We start from the raw sequence: 17,703 nt of genomic DNA on the forward strand, positions 1-17,703 counted from the left end.
GACTATGACGGTCCCGGCTGTCGTCTAGAGGAAAATACACGTGCCTGAAGAAAGTATTCTGTTCGATGCCACTGCGCTCCCGAAGGCACGAGGCGGAGTGGGACGCTACGTCGAGGGCCTGCTTGGCGGTTTGACCGCAGCGGGTGCGCGCGTGACCATCGTCTGTCAGAGTCGAGATGCTGCGTTCTTCCGGGAATCTTTCCCCGAATTCGCGCTCGTCGAGTTGCCGCGCGCGTGTCAATCCCGTGCGGCGCGGTTCCTCTGGGAGCAGAGTGGCTTGCCGCTCCTTGCACGTCGGATCGGTGCGACTGTCGTGCACTCTCCGCATTACACGATGCCGCTCGTTGGCTCGTTCCGCCGAGTTGTCACGATCCACGACGCCACTTTCTTCAGCGACCCGCAGGTTCATTCCCGGCTGAAGGGTGCTTTCTTTCGGTTCTGGACCAAGCGGGCTGTTAATGGCGCGGACGCCGTCGTCGTGCCCAGCGCGGCTACTGCGCGCGAGCTTTCCAACTACCTACCGGGCTTTCCTGCTCAGGTCTTGGTCGCTCACCACGGCGTGGATACGTCGATTTTTCACACACCCTCCGCGGCCGAGCGTTCCACCGCTCGCGCCAGTATCGGGCTCGGGGAAGAACCGTACATTGCTTTCCTCGGAACCCTGGAACCACGCAAGAACATTCCGGCACTCATCCGGGCGATGGCTTTAGTGGCAACTAGACATCCAGCTCCTGTTTTGGTTCTCGCCGGCGGAGCCGGTTGGGACACAGCGATAGCCGCGGAGGTCACCGCAGCACAAGGCACGGTGCGGATAATCCAGCCCGGTTACCTCCCGATCGACGCGCTCCCGTCCTTTCTCCATGGGGCGCTCGCCGTCGTCTATCCAAGCCTCGGTGAAGGTTTCGGGTTGCCCGTACTCGAAGCAATGGCGAGTGGTGCGTTGGTGATCACCACCCGTCGGCTCGCTCTGCCCGAGGTGGGAGGGGATGCCGTTCTCTATACGGAGATCGACGATGTATCCATAGCGGCCGCTATCGTACGCGTGATTGAACATCCCGAAGACTCAGCATCATTGCGCGACGAGGCGCTGCACCGCTCACTCAGCTTTACTTGGGTTCGCAGCGCCCGGATACACCTCGCAGCATATGTCGGGCATGAATCAACGGTGGTGCAGGGATGATCGCTGTTATCACCGTGACCTTCAGGTCGTCCGGAATCATCTCCAACCTTCTCAACTCCGTTCCGACTGCCGTATCACAGCCCTATGAGATCCACATTGCGGACAACAGCCTCGGTAGTGATGTGAATCTTCAGCCTGTCTTGGTGGGGTATCCCTCCGTGCTCTTGCATGAGATGAGCGAAAACGTCGGCTATGGTGCCGCGATCAATGCGGTGACGAGCACGCTGAACCCCGATATCGAGTGGATTGTCGTGGTCAATCCCGACGTGACTTTTGAGCCAGACAGCATCGATCGACTCCTTGCTTCAGCTCGACTGATCCCGACTGGTGCGGCTTTTGGTCCGCGAATCGTCGGTGCCGACGGCGAGGTTTATCCGTCGGCACGTCGACAACCCTCGCTTCGCACCGGCATTGGCCACGCTCTTCTCCATAAAACCTGGGCCGGAAACCCCTGGTCGCAACGGTATCTCGATGACGCATCCAGCTACCAGCTCGAACGTGCCACCGGTTGGCTATCCGGGGCGTGTTTGCTGCTTTCTCGCGAAGTGTTTGACACTTTGAACGGTTTCGACGAGCGGTTCTTCATGTACTTTGAGGACGTCGACCTGGGCCGGCGCATCGCACTGACCGGGCGTGAGAATATCTTCGTACCGTCCGCGATCGTCGTTCATACCGGGGCTCATTCAACGGAGCAGGCGCGAACACGCATGGTTCGGGCACATCACAACAGTGCGTACCTCTATTTAGAGAACCGCTATTCCGGTTGGTACCTCTGGCCGCTCCGAATGATTCTGAAAGCCGCGCTGTACCTCCGCGCACGCGTCATCGGCGGCAGGCAACGCAATGGAATGTAGACTCCAGAGGACACTGGTCCTCATCGGTGCCCGATCATCCAGGAAACTCTCGAGGATATGAATTCGACACTGCCCGCCGACGAGCTTCCAGAGCCCCCCGCGGGCATGCAGGGTGCACCCGGCCTTTTACTACGAGTCGTTAAGGACTATCGAGTCGCCTTCCTGCTTGTCGGAGCCGTGAACACCATCGTTGGATTTGCCTGGTTTGCGATCTTTCAATTCACGGTGGGAAGCGCCTTCGGCTACATGGCCGCTCTGGGTTGTGCTCACGTCGCGAGCGTGCTCTGCGCATTCGTGCTCTACCGGCGCTTCGTGTTCCGTGTACGAGGGCATGTCTGGCGCGATCTCGCGCGATTCGAGATGGTGTATCTAGTCGCACTCGGCATCAACGCAATACTTCTCCCGATCTTGGTCGAACTGTTCGGACTTGAACCGATTGTCGCTCAAGCTCTGATTGTCTTTGTCACCACAATGGTCAGCTTCGTCGGCCACCGCAATTTTTCCTTTCGGCGCCCCAGAGCGTCGCAGTCAGACGTACCAGAAATGAGCTCAGAGTGACCACGGTTTCCGTCGTTATCCCCGCCTACAACAATGCCGAGTACCTTGAGGAAACCCTCGCTTCGGTTTTTGCGCAGACGTTCGAAGATTTCGAGGTCATCGTTTCTGACCACTCATCCACAGACTCGACAAAAGCCGTCATAGAGAAGTTCCGGCACGAACCGCGCCTGGTGATCCTGGACACGGAAGCCGGTGGAGGGGCACTACGAAATTGGAACCGTGTTAGCCAAGCCGCGACCGGAACCTACCTGAAACTTGTCTGCGGCGACGATCTTATCCACCCCGATATCCTGGCCAAACAGGTTGCAGCGATGAAGTCGGCCTCCAACGTTGTCCTGGTCGCCTCGCCGCGATCAATCGTAGACGCTCGCAACCAGCCCGTAATTGCCCGCCGCGGCCTGGCCGGCCTCCGCGGACAGATGGCCGGTGCACGAGCCGCACGGGCAACAGTTCGATCTGGAACCAATATCTTTGGCGAGCCCGCCTGCGTCCTAATTCGCCGGGACGTACTTGAACGAGTTGGCTGGTGGGATTCGCGCTTTCCGTACCTCATTGACGAGGCGACCTACGTTCGAGTTCTTTTGGAAGGCGACTTCGTCGCCGTGCCAGAGGTACTGGCCGGATTCAGAATAAGCGATTCCCAGTGGAGCGTGCGCCTCGCTGGTCAGCAGGCTCAACAAGCGAGTGATTTTCACCGTTGGTTGAAGCTCGATCATCCCAACGTCGTTAATGGCGGCGATGTCCTCCTCGGTAATGCACGTGCTTATGCCATGTCCTTTGCGAGGCGACTTGCCTACATTCTGTTGCGACGAAGAATGAACCGGGGCAATTAATGGCGAACGAGGTCACTAAACGCACGAGCATTCCGGAACGACTGTGGACACACACAGACGCTCTCCTGTATCTCGTCACCGCGCTTGTTTCATCGATCGTCACTTGGTTTGCCATCGATCTCAAGGGCGCGCGCCTGAATGCGCCGTTTGAATACAACGGCGACGCTCTCGCGACGGGCGCGCATTTCAAAACGGTATTGCAAACCGGCTGGTACGAGTACCAGGGCCTGCTCGGCGCCCCATACGGCCAGACATACAACGATTTCCCCACGGCGGACAACCTCCACCTAGTCGTTGCCAACATCATTGGGCTATTCACCGATCAATGGCCCGTTGCTTTGAACGTCTACTACATAATCGGTTTCCCCTTGGCTGCGCTCGGTGCCGTCTGGTTCTTCCGTACCGTCGGAGTGTCCAGAGCCCTGACCGTAGCCCTCGCCACAGCGTTCGCCGTGGCCCCGTACCACTTCATGCGCGGCGAGGGGCATCTGTGGCTTGCCTCTTACTACGCGGTACCGCTCGGTGCAGGTTTGTTGGTGATTTTGCTGTCAGGCGGGCGTCTATGGGGTCGCGGCCGCTCGCAAAACAAATGGTTGGCCGTGATTTTTAGCCCGACCAGCCGTAGTCTCCTCTTCACCACGCTTCTTGCGTCATCTGGGTCATACTATGGAATCTTCTTTCTGGTCCTCCTCGCCTTCGCCGGTATCGCAGTCCTTATTCGAGACGGTTCCTGGGCACGTTTCTGGGGAGCTGCGGGATTGGGTGCGTTCACGGCTGGCGTTATGTTTCTCAACATGCTGCCGGACATTTTGTACGGCATATTCAACGGTGCGAATGCTGCGGGACTCGCTCGTTCTGCCCCTGAGGCGGAAATCTATGCCCTGAAGCTGACTCAGCTCATCATGCCGTGGCCTGGTCACCGGATTCCCGAACTCAGACATTTTCGGGAACTCTACGACAATTACTACCCGTTGCTGTCCGAGCGACCAGCACTCGGAGCACTCGGCGCGTTGGGCCTCGTGATCGGATTCCTGACGATTGCCTATCTCGCAATCGCCCGGCGGCGAACAGAGCGTGACGCCAGCGCCGGGCGTGGTGAACACCAGCAACTGTTACTCAACCGAGTGGGCGACCTCGGCGGGCTCCTGTTCGTAGCTTTTCTCTTCGCCACGGTCGGTGGCCTCTCCACCGTAATCTCGTTTTTCACCAGCAGCCTTCGCGGCTGGAACCGGATGTCAATAGTCATGCTGATTCTTGCGCTGGGTATTGTCGGTCTTGTGTTGGATCGGTTGATCGCAAATGCCGCCCGCAGGTTCAATTGGCGGCTTTCGGTTCGTGCAGTTGTCGCTGCAGGCATGGCCAGCCTGCTGCTCGTCGTGGCCTTCGTCGATCAAACTCCGAGCGATGTTACGGCCGGTCGAATAGCCGCAGCGAAAGCCTTCGATGCTGACACAGTGTGGATCGACACCGCACTTACGGGTATCCGCTCCGGATCCATGATTCTGCAGTTGCCCTATGTTCCATTCCCCGAAAGTTCTTCCGTCACAGGCGTTCTGGGCTCGGAGGGATTGATCCCCTACCTTCTCTCCGAGAACATCTCCTGGTCTGCTGGCGGAATTAAGGGACGGCCGAGATCTGACTACCCCTTGGCTCTTGAGCAGTACCGTCCCGAGGATGTTGCTAATCTTGCCGCGGCCTCAGGCTTTGCTGGAATAATGGTGGACCGGAATGCGCTGCCAGATCACGCTGCACTCCTCGAGGCAGGATGGACGTCTCTCCTTGGCCACACGCCCCTGGTGAGCGAGTCCGAGCGGTTTACGTTCTTTAATCTGCAGGATCTGGCTAAAACAATCAGCGAAACGATTCCTCCCACCGAGCTTGAATCCATCACTCGCCTCATCACCCAACCTGTTACTGGATACTTCGAACCTGACTTCGAGTCGCTGTCCAGTACCGATGGCCTTCCCGAGTGGGGAACTGCCCTCTCCAATGCGAAAATTCGGCTCACGAATACCACGACTGATTCCGTCTCACTTGAAGCCCAGCTCACTATCACCGCTGACCCCAAAGCGAACCTCAAAGCGTGGGTCGACGGGCAAGGATCGAAGGTATCCGTTACCCTGAAGGACGGCGTGGGTACGGTTCGCCTACCGGTTTCCGCAGCTCCTGGCACGACGAACCTTCATATTTCTGGACTCACCGGACCAATAACGGTGTCGCACCTGCGTCTCGTTCCGGATGAGGTAGTCCAGTTTCTGGGCGCGCTCCGCAGTTCGGGGGCCGGACAATGATCTGGCCGCTGAGAGCAATCCCCTTACCCAAGACGCCGGACCTTCAAACGGATGCTGCGACGAGATCAGTCGTAATAGCGGATAGGAAAACCAAGCGTGGACACTAAACCGCACACAGTCTCAATCGTTGTACCGGTCTATCAAGGCGAGAAGACCCTCGCGGAAATCGTCGCGGAAATCACGCCGCTGACGGTCGAAACTGCCTCCGCTGAGGGACATCATTTCGTAGTCAGCGAGGTGATCCTCGTACACGATCACGGACCAGACCAGTCTGACCGTGTCATGCGCGAGTTGGCTACGAAGTACGATTTCGTTCGCGCAATCTGGTTGAGTAAGAATTACGGCCAGCACGCAGCGACGCTCGCCGGCATGGCATCGAGTGGGAGCGAATGGATCGTTACGCTTGACGAGGATGGCCAGCACAATCCCCTGGAGATTGGCGGGCTCCTGGATACCGCCCTGCGTGAGCAAGCCGATGTCGTTTACGCCAAGCCACTCAATCCAGCGCCACACGGGGTTGTGCGAAATGCTGCTTCCAAGGGAGCCAAGTGGATCTTGACGCGATTCTTCGGGAGTGCCAATGCTGCCGACTACCAAAGTTACCGTCTCATGCTTGGGACCATCGGCCGCAGCATTGCCGCCTACTCAGGGTCTGGTGTGTACCTGGACGTCGCAATGAGCTGGGTTGCGACGAAGGTCGTGACCTCGCCCGTAACCCTGCGTGATGAAGGTGAACGTCGGTCCGGGTACTCCGCACGTCGTTTGTTCTCGCATTTCTTGCGAATGATCATATCCAGTGGCACGCGCGGCCTCAGGCTGGTCAGCGTGCTTGGCGTCCTGTTTGCCGCGATAGGCATCGTCGTTGCAATCGTTATCCTCATTGCGCGCATCACGGGCGGCGTTGACACCCAGGGTTGGGCATCGATGATTGTTGTTCAACTGCTCACGTCGGGGGCGGTCCTATTCTCGCTGGGCATCATCGCCGAGTACATCGGCGTCAATGTCAATATGGCGATGGGCAAGCCGCCCTACCTTATTACGTCTGACCCGCAAAACGGTCCGATGGGCCGCGCGGCTCAAGGTCGCCAATGACCTCTCTGGTCTGGGTTATTGGTTCACGGGGTCTACTGGGCAGCGCAATTGTCTCGGCCGTCGAGGACCGACCGGGGTGGGCAGTTCTCGACGTGCCATCACTTCCGTGGACGGACGACGCACGCATGGTTGCCGCTGTGAATCGAGCAACGAACCTACTTCTTGACCAGTCCCGTATCTCCCAATCCCGATGGGCGATCGTGTGGGCTGCAGGTGCCGTCGTGACCTCTAGCAGTGCGGAACAGATAGAACGCGAACTGGAACAATTCCGCCTCATCGTGAGCTCCATCGCTTCGACCGTTGCGGCAACTGGAGGCCAGCAATCGGGAGCTTTCTTCTATGCTTCCTCTGCCGGAGGTATCTATGCCGGCTCGCCCGAGCCGCCCTTCTCCGAGTTGACCGAGCCACATCCGCTCTCCGGCTACGGCCAGTTCAAACTCGACGCAGAGCAGGTCATGACGAGGGTGCTCGCTCCCGCGCGCATTTCGACGTTAGCGGGAAGGATCTCGAACATCTACGGTCCGGGCCAACGTCTCACAAAGATGCAAGGGCTCATCTCGCACATCGCCAAAGCACAATTTGGCACCCAACCAGCGTCGATCTTTGTACCTCTGGAAACATCCCGCGATTATATTTATGTTCGCGACTGCGCTGAGTTAATTCTGGATGGTCTCGACCGCACCCTCATTCTGAGCGATGCCGGAACGACTGTGCACACAATGAAAAATCTGGTTTCGGGACAATCCGTGACAATCAGCACCCTGCTGGGATTGTTTCGTTCGATCTCAAAAAATCACCCGCATGTCATGCTGGGATACTCGGCAGCTGGAGCACTCCAAGCGGTCGACCTGAGGCTGAAGTCGGTAGTCTGGACCGATCTCGATGAGCGAAATCTAACGCCACTGCCTGTCGGTATCCGCAACACCATGCAGGATATTCTTTTCCGACTACAAGCGGCAAATTGACTTCTACGAGCGGCCTCAGGTCGTCCAAGAACTAACCAGCGCACAAGCGAGGGGAATCAACCAGTTTCTGGGCACGTGAGCTAAGAGAGCAGCTTGGCCAAATATCGCCCATAACCGCTCTTGTTCAAGGGCGCCGCAAGTGCTGCGAGTTGGTCGTCATTAATCCATCCGGCTCGCCACGCGATTTCCTCTATGCAACCGATTTTGAAACCCTGACGGTCTTCGATGACCTTCACATATTCACTTGCCTGCATCATCGACTCAAACGTCCCGGTATCCAGCCACGCGGTTCCCCGATCGAGAACCTGCACGGTCAGAGTTCCCCGATTCAGATACACCTCATTGATCGTCGAGATTTCAAGCTCACCGCGTGCGCTCGGCTTGATCGCTTTGGCGATCTGAATGACGTCATTGTCGTAGAAGTAGAGACCAGGCACTGCGTAATTGCTACGCGGGATCTCCGGCTTTTCTTCGATGGACACTGCCCGAAAGTCGTCGTCGAATTCGACGACTCCATAGGAAGTCGGATTTGACACGTGATACGCGAAAATCGTGGCCCCGACAGTGGCCTCATTTTGACGCAGCGCAGTGCCGAGTTTGGATCCATGAAAAATATTGTCGCCGAGTACCAGGGCGACGCTGTCGTCGCCGATGAATTCTTCACCGATGATGAACGCCTGAGCCAGACCATCCGGCGAGTCCTGCACAGCGTAGCTGATGCTAACGCCAAGCTGTGATCCGTCGCCCAGCAGGGCACGAAACTGACTGTTATATTCCGGTGTTGTAATGATCAGAATCTCGTTGATACCCGCCATCATCAGCGTTGATAGCGGATAGTAAATCATCGGCTTGTCATAAATGGGCATGAGCTGCTTGGAGATCCCCTTGGTGATGGGCCACAAACGAGTGCCCGACCCCCCTGCCAAAATAATGCCGCGCATGTGTTTAGTTTCTTTCCGTGTTGAGAGAGGCGTAGAAGGCCTGTGAAGCCTCCCACGTTGGAAGAAGTCCCGATTCCAGGGCCTCCCCGAGGCTGGGCGCCAGCTCGTCCTTTTCCGACACGAGTGGATTTCCCAATTCGGCCGGAAAAACGAGTCCAATTTCAGGATCGAGCGGGTTGATCCCATGCTCGCGGCCGGCATCAAACACGCTGGTCACCAGATAACTGACCGTGGCGTCGTCGGTAAGCGCTACAAAAGCGTGGCCAACACCCTCAGGGATGTAGACAGCACGACGATCCTGCTCATCAAGGCGAACCGAATCCCAGGTGCCGAAGGCCGGCGAGCCCACGCGCAGGTCTACGATGAAATCCAGCACCGCGCCGCGGGTCACAGTGACATGCTTGGCTTGTCCCGGCGGTATGTCGGCAAAGTGGATACCTCGTACCACCCCTCGCTTCGACACTGAAGTATTGGCCTGGGCGAGTTTGAGCGGGTGCCCAATCGCCTCGCCTAAATGATCGAATCGGTACCATTCGAGGAACACACCCCGATCATCACCAAACTGCCTTGGGGTGACTTCGTAGGAACCGGGGATCGAGAGCTCGCGAATTTGCACGTTCGGAGTCTACCAATCGCTGTCCGATACAATCACAAGGCCATGTCTACGAACGGAACGGTTACTCCTATATGAAGATCCTCGTCACCGGCGGCGCCGGTTTTATCGGCTCCAACTTTGTGCGACGCACGATTGAAGACAAGTACCCGGGCCTTGAGGGCGCCGAGGTTGTCGTGCTCGACGCATTGACTTACTCGGGCAACCTCGAAAACCTCGCCCCCATCGCCGATTCACGGCGATACAGCTTTGTGCACGGAGACATCCGCGATGGCAAACTGCTCGACACCCTGTTTCCCGGGCTCGACGCGGTGGTGCACTTCGCCGCTGAGTCGCACGTTGACCGTTCGGTGATGGACTCGACCATCTTTGTCGAGACCAACGTGCTCGGCACCCAGCAGCTGCTCGACGCAGCGCTGCGCCACAAGCTGGCCCGGTTCGTGCACGTTTCCACCGACGAGGTCTACGGCTCGATCGCCGAAGGCTCCTGGAACGAGGAGCGGGCGCTCGAGCCCAACTCCCCCTATTCAGCGTCGAAGGCCGGCAGCGACCTGCTCGCCCGCAGCTATCACCGCACGCACGGCCTCAACGTGTCGATCACGCGCTGCTCGAACAACTACGGCCCGTACCACTTTCCCGAGAAGGTCATTCCGCTCTTCGTCAGCAACCTGATCGACGACCTGCACGTTCCCCTCTACGGCGAGGGCAACAACATTCGCGACTGGCTGCACGTAGACGACCACACCCGCGCCATCGCGATGGTGCTCGTCGGCGGCCGCGCCGGCGAGATCTACAACATCGGCGGCGGCACCGAGCTGACCAACAAGGAGCTCACCCAGCTGCTTCTCGACTCGACCGGCAAGGACTGGTCCTATGTGGACCGCGTCGCCGACCGTCTCGGGCACGACCTGCGCTACTCGGTGGACATCTCCAAGATTCAAGCCGAACTGGGCTATGCCCCGCAGGTTCCGTTCGAACAGGGCCTCGCCGACGTGGTGCAGTGGTACCGCGACAATCGCCAGTGGTGGGAACCGCTCAAGGCCCGGGCGGCGCTGAACTGACATGACCCGTTACCTCATCACCGGGGCGACCGGCATGCTGGGCCGTGACCTGCAGACTGCTCTAGCCGGACGTGAAGTGACGGCTCTCGGCCGCAGCGACCTCGACGTAACGAACCTCGACGCGGTGAAGGCCGCCGTTGCCGGGCACGACGTCATCATCAACTGTGCTGCGTATACCAAGGTCGACGACGCCGAAACACACGAGGACGAGGCCTACGCCGTGAACGCGGTGGGACCTTACAATCTGGCCGTCGCGGCATCCGCTCGGCACGCGAAGCTCGTGCAGATTTCAACGGACTATGTTTTCGACGGCAGCGCCACCACGCCCTACGCAGAGAACACGCCGCACAGCCCCATCTCGGCGTATGGCCGCACCAAGGCCGCCGGCGAGGATTTCGTGCAGGTGGAGAACGGCTCGCGCAGCTACATCGTGCGCACCGCGTGGTTGTACGGCGAGAACGGACCGAACTTCGCCAAGACCATGCTCAAGGCTGCTGGCACGCGCGACACCTTAAACGTCGTTACCGACCAGATCGGCCAGCCCACCTGGACGATGGACCTCGCCTCGCAGATCGTGCTGCTGCTCGACTCGGCCGCGCCCGCCGGCATCTACCACGGTACGAACTCCGGTGTCGCCTCGAAGTTCGACCAAGCCCGCGACGTGTTCGCCCTCGCCGGACTCGACCCTGAACGCGTGCTGCCGACCGACAGCTCGGCCTTTGTGCTGCCAGCACCCCGACCGGCCTATTCGGTGCTCGGCCACGACGCCTGGACGAAAGCAGGTATCGAACCGATGCGCGATTGGCGACAGGCGCTCGAAGCCGCCGTGGCTGCCGGAGCGCTGCGATAGTGGAAGCCCACGAGACGTTCAGTACGACGGCGCTTGGAACGATGTCGTGGCGACTGACGCGACCCTTGCGTTTCGTACGCTCGAAATTCCACGCGAGAGTTAAGTAACGATGACAACCCTTCGAGTGATTGTGGACCAGATGATTTCGCCAGTTCCGGGCGGAATCGGCCGATACACCGAGGACCTCACTCGTCAGCTGATACTCACATCACCCGTCGGCTGCGACGTGGAAGGTGTGGTGTGTGCGTCAACCCCCGCGAAATACGCATCGGTTATGGAGCGGCTGCCTGGCCTGGCCACCCTCTACACGACGACTCTCCCCCGACGCGAGCTCGCTGCGGCTTGGCAATTAGGGTTGACCTCACTGCCCGGCGGGGGCATGGTGCATGCAACGAGTTTGTTGGCGCCATTGAAGCGGCACGATCGCTCCACGAATCAAAATCAGGTCGCCGTGACCATTCACGACGTCGTGCCGTGGACGCACCCCGAGACTTTGACGCCCCACGGTGTGACCTGGCATAAAGCGATGGCCAAACGGGCCCGAAAGCATGCCGACGCGATCATCGTGCCCACACACGCTGTGGCGGGTGCCCTTTCAGAGATCATGGACTTCGGCGACCGCGTTCGTGTGATCGGCGGGGCAGTCAGCAGCGAACTGCGTTTGCCTACGAACGCGGATGCACGCGTTGCCGAGCTAGAACTGCCGAAAGAGTTCATTCTGACCGTCGGCACACTTGAACCGCGCAAAGGGTTAACTCCTCTCATTAGCGGGCTGGGCCTGCCCGGCGCGCCAGACCTGCCTTTGCTGATCGTCGGGCCACAAGGCTGGGGCGAATTGGACGTCGCCGCAGTTGCCGACGAGGCCGGGCTTGCGGAGGGTCGCGTTCGTGCGCTGGGCTTCGTCAGCGACAGCGACCTTGCGCTCATTTTGTCGCGAGCAACGGTGTTCGTGTACCCGAGCCAAGCCGAGGGATTCGGACTCCCACTGCTGGAGGCCATGAGTTTCGGCACCCCTGTGGTGCACAGCGATGCTCCCGCCCTCGTCGAGGTTGCTGGGGATGCAGGGCACGTTGTGGCGCTGAACGACGCTGCTGGGTATCCGGAACGACTGGCTGCGGCCATCACGCGAGTATTAGGCGACGCGTCCCTGAATGCCACTCTTCGGCTGCGCGGCCTGGACCGGGCCCGAGCGTTTAGCTGGCGGGACTCCGCCGAGCGGGTCTGGCAATTGCATGCGGACCTGTAGCCCATGCGCATATTCGTTGAATACTTGAGAGTTTCAGTCCAGCCCCACCTCACCCCACGATTTTCCGTTCAAACATTGCCTCGCGACGCCGCCGTCGGCGCAGGGGTCTTGGAGGCAGCATGATCACTCTGCGGGTAGTCGTCGACCAGATGGTCGCCCCGGTTCCGGGCGGCGTCGGGCTTTACACCGAGGAACTCACGCGCGCGCTGATTGCCACCGCGCCGGCCGAGTGCGACGTAGAGGGCATCGTCTCGTCGTCACCACCCGCACAGTATGAACTCATTGAGGCTGCCCTGCCGGGCCTGGCTAATCTGCACAAGACCACGCTGGCCCGCCGCGAGCTGGCCACGGCGTGGGCGCTCGGCGTGACCGCGGCATCGGGCACCGGCCTGATTCACGCGCCGGGCCTGCTCGCGCCGCTGCGCCACCACAACCGTGCCGACGACGGCACTCAGATTGCGGTGACCCTGCACGACGTGCTGGCGTGGACGCATCCGTCGTCTCTGACGCCGACGACCGTGGCCTGGACCAAGGGCATGCTCAAGCGTGCCCGCAAGCACGCCGACGCGATCGTGGTGCCGAGCCACGCCGTGGCCCGACAGCTGACCGAGATCATGGACCTCGGCGACCGGGTGCGCGTGATCGGCGGCGCCGTCGGACGTGGGCTCGTACTCCCCGCTATTCCGCTCGTGGAGGAGCGGCTGCAAGGCCTGGGGCTCCCGTCGCAATACATTCTGACCTCCGGGTCACTCGATCCGCGCAAGGCGGTCACTGCGCTGATCACAGCGATGGGTCTGCCGGGCGCGCCGGACCTGCCGTTGATCGTGCTCGGCCCGGACACCTGGGGCGAGCTCGACCTGGCCTCGGTCGCCGATGAAGCCGGGCTGGAGCCGGGTCGCGTGCGCGCTCTGTCGGGTTTGAGCGACTCCGACCTGGCCATTGTTATTGCCCGGGCCAGCGTCTTCGTGTATCCGAGCCTGGAAGAAGGCTTCGCCCTACCGATCATTGAGGCGTTCCACCTCGGTACACCGGTCGTGCACTCCGACGCCCCCGCGCTGCTGGAAGCGGCCGGCGACGCCGGTGTAGCGGTCGAGCGTTCCAATTCCAAGGACTATCCCGCACGTCTCGTCGACGCGGTGAACCGGGTGCTCGGCGACAGCGTGCTGCGGGGCCGCATGAGCATCTTCGGTCAGGACCGCTCGCGGGCGTTCAGCTGGCGGGACTCGGCCGAGCGCGTGTGGCAGCTGCACGCGGATCTGTAGGCCATGGGGAGTTTTCTACAGGACCAGCGTGTGCGGTTTCTCGCGGTCGGCGCGACAAACACGCTCGTCGGGTACTTGGTCTTCTCGGCATTCACCGTCTGGGTCTTCACGGATGTCTACCTCGGCTATCTGCTGAGCCTCGCTCTCTCGTAAGTGGTTGGCATTTCCCTGGCCTTCGTGCTGTACCGACGATTCGTGTTTGTGGTGCGTGGCCACGTGCTGCGGGACTTTGTTCGCTTCGTGAGCGTGTATCTGGTGGCGATCGGCATCCATGCGGTGGCGTTGCCGCTGCTGGTTGAGGTCGCCGGGGTGCCGCCGCTGCTCGCCCAACTGGTGATTCTCGTGGTCACCACGTTGTTGAGCTTCTTCAGGCACAAGAAGTTCTCGTTTCGCCGCAGTGGTGAGTGAACAAAGGGGCCGCCGCCGCTCGCCGGCGGGTAACCCACTCGTATGTGGCCGCTTCGCGATGTGGGTTGCTGTTCTGGGGAGCATGTGCACGATCATGCACTTGCCGGATTGTGGATGATCATCCATAATGGGAGCTGTGGACGATCCACCACCGTGGAGGCTGAAATGTATACACGTTCCGCACAGGATCTTGGTGCGCTGGCGCGCGCGAAACGCGAGGCCTTGGGACTTACCCAACAGCAAGTAGCCGACCGCGCAAAAGTCTCTCGTGAATGGCTCGTCAACTTCGAATCCGCGAAGGTGGGCGTGTCGCTCTTTCGTGTTTTCGACGTGCTTCAGGTGCTGCAGCTCGCCCTGGATGTCAGCGATCGAGCCCCGGACCCGCACAATGTGCTTGACGATGTCTTTGCCGATCTGGGGCGATGACCGGTGAACTCCGAACTCTACGTCTACCTCGACGGCGAGCGCGTCGGCACGCTCGCCCAAACCAAACAGGGCAAAACCACCTTTGCCTACGACGAACGATACCGGTTGGATAGTCGGTCGACGCCCCTATCGCTTTCCATGCCGCTGGCAAGGCGCGAGCACCCATCGCAGGTCGTCACGGCCTTCCTGCAGGGCCTTTTGACCGACAGCCCGACCAAGCTTGCTGAACTAGCTGCAACGTATCAAACATCCGCTCGAAACGCTTTCGGGCTGCTGGCCCACGTCGGCCGGGATGCCGCGGGAGCCGTACAGATCCTGCCGCCCGATGAGACCTCGACCGATGCCGCCACTCGACAGGGAGATGTCGAACGACTTTCCGATGATGAATTCAGTAGCCTCATCAAAGACATCGTTCAGCACTCCGATACCTGGGGACAGCGCGGCGACGACGCGCGGTGGAGTTTGCCTGGCGCGCAGCCCAAGGTTGCCCTATTCCGATTCGATGATGGAGGGTGGGGCGTGCCCAACGATTCCACGCCGACCACGCACATTCTGAAACCGGCCATCGCGCCGTACTCCAATCATGACGTGAACGAGTATGTGACGATGCGCGCGGCCCGCCTTCTGGGGCTCAACGTCTCCGACCACGAGCTCACGACGACGGAGCAGGACGATCGCGTCTTTGTCTCCCGCCGATACGACCGACGACAATTCGACGGACGATGGGCACGGCTACATCAGGAAGACCTCTGCCAGGCTCTGAGCGTTCCACCAGACCTCAAGTATCAGCAGGACGGCGGCCCGGGCGTTGGCACCATCGCTCAATTGCTCGGCCGATTGCCCTTAAACGATCGGGAGGCAAGCCAGAAGCGGTTCTTTGATTCCCTCGTGTTCAACGTATCGGCCGCTTGCACCGACGCGCATGCAAAGAACATCTCGATTCTCTTGCGTGGCGACCGCGCTGTGCTCGCCCCGCTTTATGACCTCGGGACGCACGCGCCGTATCCGGCGACTGGTGCGCTTCGCTCGGCGATGAAGGTCGGCGACGAGTATCGCATGGACGCCATCGGGCTCCAGGACTTTCTCGCGGTGGCCGCGAAACTGCAGATCCCTGCAGATTACGCTGAAGAGCGTGTTCGCTACATACGCGGCAATGTTGCCGGCGCATTCGCGGATGCCGCCGGGAGCGTCAGTGGTGGCTCGGAGGAACAGGGATTCGCGACGACGGTGTCAAAATCGATCTTCACACTTGCGCGCGAACGCGGTTGGTAACGAAGGGCTACGGGGCGGGCGTGGCGGTGGGCGCGGGGGCCAGCGCCGTGGCGATCATGGCCTTGATGGCCGCGTAGTCGGGGTTTTCGGGGTCGACGCCGTTCTCGGGAATCAGGGGCACCGAGATGACCGGCAGCTCCTTGGTCTTGCTGGCGAGGTTCACGAAGTAGCCGAGCATGCCCTGCGGGACATCCGTTTTGATTACCTCAGTGCCTGCTGTGGCAACGCCCTGAAATTTGGTCAGCACATTTGCCGGGTTGAACTGGGCGAGCAGTGCTTCTTGCAGCTGTGTCTGGCGCCCCATTCGGTCGTAGTCGCTGGTCGTGTGGCGGGACCGGGCGTACCATGTGGCGGTCGTGCCGTCCATGTGTTGGGGGCCGACCTCGATCCAGCCCTCGACCTCTTTGAGTTGCTCGTCGCCGCCGATGGGAAGCCGCTCAGAAACCGTGATGTCGACGCCGCCGAGGGCATCGATGAGGTCGGAGAAGCCCTGCATGTCAATGAGCACGAAGTATTGGATGGTGAGTCCGGTGATGCCCTGTGCGGCCTCGAGCGTGGCCTGAATGCCCGGGGAGCTGCCCTCGGCCGTGGCGTTGGGGTAGTATTCCGGACGTTTCAACTCGGCCTCGGTGAAGATGGAGTTGAGCATGCAGGCCGAGACGTCGCATCCGTCGATCGAGCCGTAGCCCTCGGGGTAGAGGGCGCCGAGGGAGGATCCGGCCGAGAACGGCGCGTTCTCGAGGTTGCGCGGCAGGCTGATGGTCGTGGCCTGGCCGGTCGTGGCGTCGATGCTGACCACGGAGATGCTGTCGGGGCGGAGGCCCTCACGGTCGGCACCGGCATCGCCGCCGAGCAGCAGAATGTTGTAACGGCCTTCGACCGGCGGTTGACTCGGGCCGGCAACGAAGACGGAGGAGAGAAACCCGCTGGCCGAAGTGGCGACGAAGGCACCGTAGCCGGCGGTGCCGCAGACCACGACCATAAGGGCGGCGGAGAACGCCGCGATGAGCGGGCGGGCACCGGGCGCGGCCTTCACCAGGTTGATCAGGCTGAGGGTGTTGACGGTGAGCACGAGCCAGGTGACCGCGTAGAACGCGAGCACTGCGGCGGCGACCCAGAGGCCGATGGTGCTCGTGAACACGGTGAGCAGCACTTCGGGCCAGAACAGATAGACGGTGCCGGCGATGATCGCCACGGCCACCAGGGTGAGGGTGGCGCCGAGGCCGAACCGACCGAGCCGACGGTTGCCGGCGAGCACCTGCGCCGAACCGGGCAGAACGAAATTGAGTACGACAAGCCACCACGCACGCGTTGTCATGATGCGTGCGGAGCCGGAATTCGGGTGCCGGATCGGGTCGGAAACACTACTCATAATCGCTCTTGGAGGTCCCGGTTCTTCTGCTCAACCAGATCTGCGAGCTGTACGGAATAGTCTTCGAGCTTCAGGCGCAGCGCGTCGTCGCTCGTGGCCAAAATCTTGATCGCGATCAGCGCGGCGTTCTTCGCTCCGCCGATCGACACTGTCGCGACCGGAACGCCAGCCGGCATCTGCACGATCGACAGCAGCGAGTCGAGGCCGTCGAGCAGCCCGAGAGGAACGGGCACGCCCACCACGGGCAGCGTGGTCATGGCGGCGAGCATGCCGGGCAGGTGCGCGGCTCCCCCGGCTCCGGCGATGATCACCTTGAGGCCGCGGGCCTGCGCGGTGCGGCCGTAGTCGAGCATCCGTTCTGGGGTGCGGTGTGCCGAGACAACCTGCACCTCGTGCGCGACCCCGAAGTCCTTCAGGGTTTGCGCCGCAGCGCTCATGACGGTGAAGTCGGAGTCGCTGCCCATGACCAGGCCGACGAT

19 protein-coding genes are annotated in these 17,703 nt (G+C 60.7%); 15 read left to right on the forward strand and 4 right to left on the reverse strand.

The window, feature by feature from the left end; translation table 11 throughout:
- The first annotated feature begins 40 nt into the window (after positions 1–40).
- The 7 genes from E3T35_RS14135 (at position 41) to E3T35_RS14165 (ending at position 7,773) form a co-directional block, all read left to right on the forward strand.
- Positions 41–1,180, forward strand: coding sequence for a glycosyltransferase family 1 protein (locus E3T35_RS14135; protein ID WP_166789978.1), 1,140 nt, complete (start codon positions 41–43; stop codon positions 1,178–1,180).
- The gene (locus E3T35_RS14140) at positions 1,177–2,034 is read left to right on the forward strand and encodes a glycosyltransferase family 2 protein (protein ID WP_134343727.1); all 858 of its coding nucleotides are present in this window, start codon (positions 1,177–1,179) and stop codon (positions 2,032–2,034) included. Before E3T35_RS14135 ends, E3T35_RS14140 begins: the two co-directional genes overlap by 4 nt.
- Positions 2,035–2,091: 57 nt before the next feature.
- Positions 2,092–2,592, forward strand: coding sequence for a GtrA family protein (locus E3T35_RS14145; protein ID WP_241987573.1), 501 nt, complete (start codon positions 2,092–2,094; stop codon positions 2,590–2,592).
- Positions 2,589–3,425 (forward strand): glycosyltransferase family A protein, encoded by an 837-nt coding sequence (locus E3T35_RS14150; protein ID WP_134343728.1) that lies wholly within the window; start codon positions 2,589–2,591, stop codon positions 3,423–3,425. Before E3T35_RS14145 ends, E3T35_RS14150 begins: the two co-directional genes overlap by 4 nt.
- The gene (locus E3T35_RS14155; protein ID WP_134379709.1) at positions 3,425–5,716 is read left to right on the forward strand and encodes a hypothetical protein; all 2,292 of its coding nucleotides are present in this window, start codon (positions 3,425–3,427) and stop codon (positions 5,714–5,716) included. The genes E3T35_RS14150 and E3T35_RS14155 overlap by 1 nt, the downstream gene beginning before the upstream one ends.
- A 96-nt stretch (positions 5,717–5,812) precedes the next feature.
- Complete coding sequence (locus E3T35_RS14160; RefSeq protein WP_134343730.1) at positions 5,813–6,808, forward strand: glycosyltransferase; 996 nt, start codon at positions 5,813–5,815, stop codon at positions 6,806–6,808.
- A complete protein-coding gene (locus tag E3T35_RS14165; protein ID WP_134343731.1) occupies positions 6,805–7,773 on the forward strand; it encodes an NAD-dependent epimerase/dehydratase family protein in 969 nt (322 codons plus the stop codon). The genes E3T35_RS14160 and E3T35_RS14165 overlap by 4 nt, the downstream gene beginning before the upstream one ends.
- An 80-nt stretch (positions 7,774–7,853) precedes the next feature.
- On the opposite strand, the gene rfbA is transcribed toward E3T35_RS14165, so the two are convergent.
- Both rfbA and E3T35_RS14175 read right to left on the reverse strand, forming a co-directional pair.
- The gene (rfbA, locus tag E3T35_RS14170; protein WP_134343732.1) at positions 7,854–8,714 is read right to left on the reverse strand and encodes a glucose-1-phosphate thymidylyltransferase RfbA; all 861 of its coding nucleotides are present in this window, start codon (positions 8,712–8,714) and stop codon (positions 7,854–7,856) included.
- Between the two features lie 4 nt (positions 8,715–8,718).
- Entirely contained in the window at positions 8,719–9,330 is a 612-nt protein-coding gene (locus E3T35_RS14175; protein WP_134343733.1) for a dTDP-4-dehydrorhamnose 3,5-epimerase family protein, read from the reverse strand.
- A gap of 71 nt (positions 9,331–9,401) precedes the next feature.
- On the opposite strand from E3T35_RS14175, the gene rfbB reads away from it, so the two are divergent.
- The 8 genes from rfbB (at position 9,402) to E3T35_RS14210 (ending at position 15,852) form a co-directional block, all read left to right on the forward strand.
- A complete protein-coding gene (gene rfbB / locus E3T35_RS14180) occupies positions 9,402–10,388 on the forward strand; it encodes a dTDP-glucose 4,6-dehydratase (RefSeq protein ID WP_134379711.1) in 987 nt (328 codons plus the stop codon).
- 1 nt (position 10,389) lies between these two features.
- Positions 10,390–11,238 carry a dTDP-4-dehydrorhamnose reductase gene (gene rfbD, locus E3T35_RS14185; RefSeq protein ID WP_134343735.1) on the forward strand — a complete coding sequence of 283 codons (849 nt, stop codon included), beginning with the start codon at positions 10,390–10,392 and terminating at the stop codon, positions 11,236–11,238.
- Positions 11,239–11,377: 139 nt separating this feature from the next.
- Complete coding sequence (locus E3T35_RS14190) at positions 11,378–12,484, forward strand: glycosyltransferase family 1 protein (RefSeq protein ID WP_241988877.1); 1,107 nt, start codon at positions 11,378–11,380, stop codon at positions 12,482–12,484.
- A 119-nt stretch (positions 12,485–12,603) separates the two neighbouring features.
- On the forward strand, positions 12,604–13,746 hold the full coding sequence (locus E3T35_RS14195; RefSeq protein ID WP_134343737.1) for a glycosyltransferase family 1 protein: 1,143 nt from the start codon (positions 12,604–12,606) through the stop codon (positions 13,744–13,746).
- Positions 13,747–13,749: 3 nt separating this feature from the next.
- Entirely contained in the window at positions 13,750–13,899 is a 150-nt protein-coding gene (locus E3T35_RS19890; protein ID WP_241987574.1) for a hypothetical protein, read from the forward strand.
- The gene (locus tag E3T35_RS19895) at positions 13,900–14,154 is read left to right on the forward strand and encodes a GtrA family protein (protein WP_255574769.1); all 255 of its coding nucleotides are present in this window, start codon (positions 13,900–13,902) and stop codon (positions 14,152–14,154) included.
- A 165-nt stretch (positions 14,155–14,319) separates the two neighbouring features.
- The gene (locus tag E3T35_RS14205; protein ID WP_158252847.1) at positions 14,320–14,580 is read left to right on the forward strand and encodes a helix-turn-helix domain-containing protein; all 261 of its coding nucleotides are present in this window, start codon (positions 14,320–14,322) and stop codon (positions 14,578–14,580) included.
- A 3-nt stretch (positions 14,581–14,583) separates the two neighbouring features.
- Positions 14,584–15,852, forward strand: a complete 1,269-nt coding sequence (locus tag E3T35_RS14210) for a type II toxin-antitoxin system HipA family toxin (RefSeq protein WP_134343739.1) — start codon at positions 14,584–14,586, stop codon at positions 15,850–15,852.
- Between the two features lie 7 nt (positions 15,853–15,859).
- Here E3T35_RS14210 and E3T35_RS14215 read toward each other — a convergent pair whose 3' ends face one another.
- A complete protein-coding gene (locus E3T35_RS14215) occupies positions 15,860–17,224 on the reverse strand; it encodes an LCP family protein (RefSeq protein ID WP_241988868.1) in 1,365 nt (454 codons plus the stop codon).
- Positions 17,221–17,688, reverse strand: coding sequence for a 5-(carboxyamino)imidazole ribonucleotide mutase (purE, locus tag E3T35_RS14220; protein ID WP_134379888.1), 468 nt, complete (start codon positions 17,686–17,688; stop codon positions 17,221–17,223). The genes E3T35_RS14215 and purE overlap by 4 nt, the downstream gene beginning before the upstream one ends.
- Positions 17,689–17,703 lie beyond the last annotated feature (15 nt).

The sequence above is a fragment of the Cryobacterium sp. TMT1-2-2 genome, from assembly GCF_004403505.1.
GTDB lineage: Bacteria > Actinomycetota > Actinomycetes > Actinomycetales > Microbacteriaceae > Cryobacterium > Cryobacterium flavum.

Bases quoted from the DNA above. Each gene is read 5' to 3' on its own strand.
- E3T35_RS14140 (WP_134343727.1), top strand. From the start codon at position 1,177: ATGATCGCTGTTATCACCGTGACCTTCAGGTCGTCCGGAATCATCTCC.
- E3T35_RS14145 (WP_241987573.1), top strand. From the start codon at position 2,092: ATGAATTCGACACTGCCCGCCGACGAGCTTCCAGAGCCCCCCGCGGGC.
- E3T35_RS14155 (WP_134379709.1), top strand. From the start codon at position 3,425: ATGGCGAACGAGGTCACTAAACGCACGAGCATTCCGGAACGACTGTGG.
- E3T35_RS14165 (WP_134343731.1), top strand. From the start codon at position 6,805: ATGACCTCTCTGGTCTGGGTTATTGGTTCACGGGGTCTACTGGGCAGC.
- rfbA (WP_134343732.1), bottom strand. From the start codon at position 8,714: ATGCGCGGCATTATTTTGGCAGGGGGGTCGGGCACTCGTTTGTGGCCC.
- rfbB (WP_134379711.1), top strand. From the start codon at position 9,402: ATGAAGATCCTCGTCACCGGCGGCGCCGGTTTTATCGGCTCCAACTTT.
- rfbD (WP_134343735.1), top strand. From the start codon at position 10,390: ATGACCCGTTACCTCATCACCGGGGCGACCGGCATGCTGGGCCGTGAC.
- E3T35_RS14190 (WP_241988877.1), top strand. From the start codon at position 11,378: ATGATTTCGCCAGTTCCGGGCGGAATCGGCCGATACACCGAGGACCTC.
- E3T35_RS14195 (WP_134343737.1), top strand. From the start codon at position 12,604: ATGATCACTCTGCGGGTAGTCGTCGACCAGATGGTCGCCCCGGTTCCG.
- E3T35_RS19890 (WP_241987574.1), top strand. From the start codon at position 13,750: ATGGGGAGTTTTCTACAGGACCAGCGTGTGCGGTTTCTCGCGGTCGGC.
- E3T35_RS14205 (WP_158252847.1), top strand. From the start codon at position 14,320: ATGTATACACGTTCCGCACAGGATCTTGGTGCGCTGGCGCGCGCGAAA.
- E3T35_RS14215 (WP_241988868.1), bottom strand. From the start codon at position 17,224: ATGAGTAGTGTTTCCGACCCGATCCGGCACCCGAATTCCGGCTCCGCA.
- purE (WP_134379888.1), bottom strand. From the start codon at position 17,688: ATGGGCAGCGACTCCGACTTCACCGTCATGAGCGCTGCGGCGCAAACC.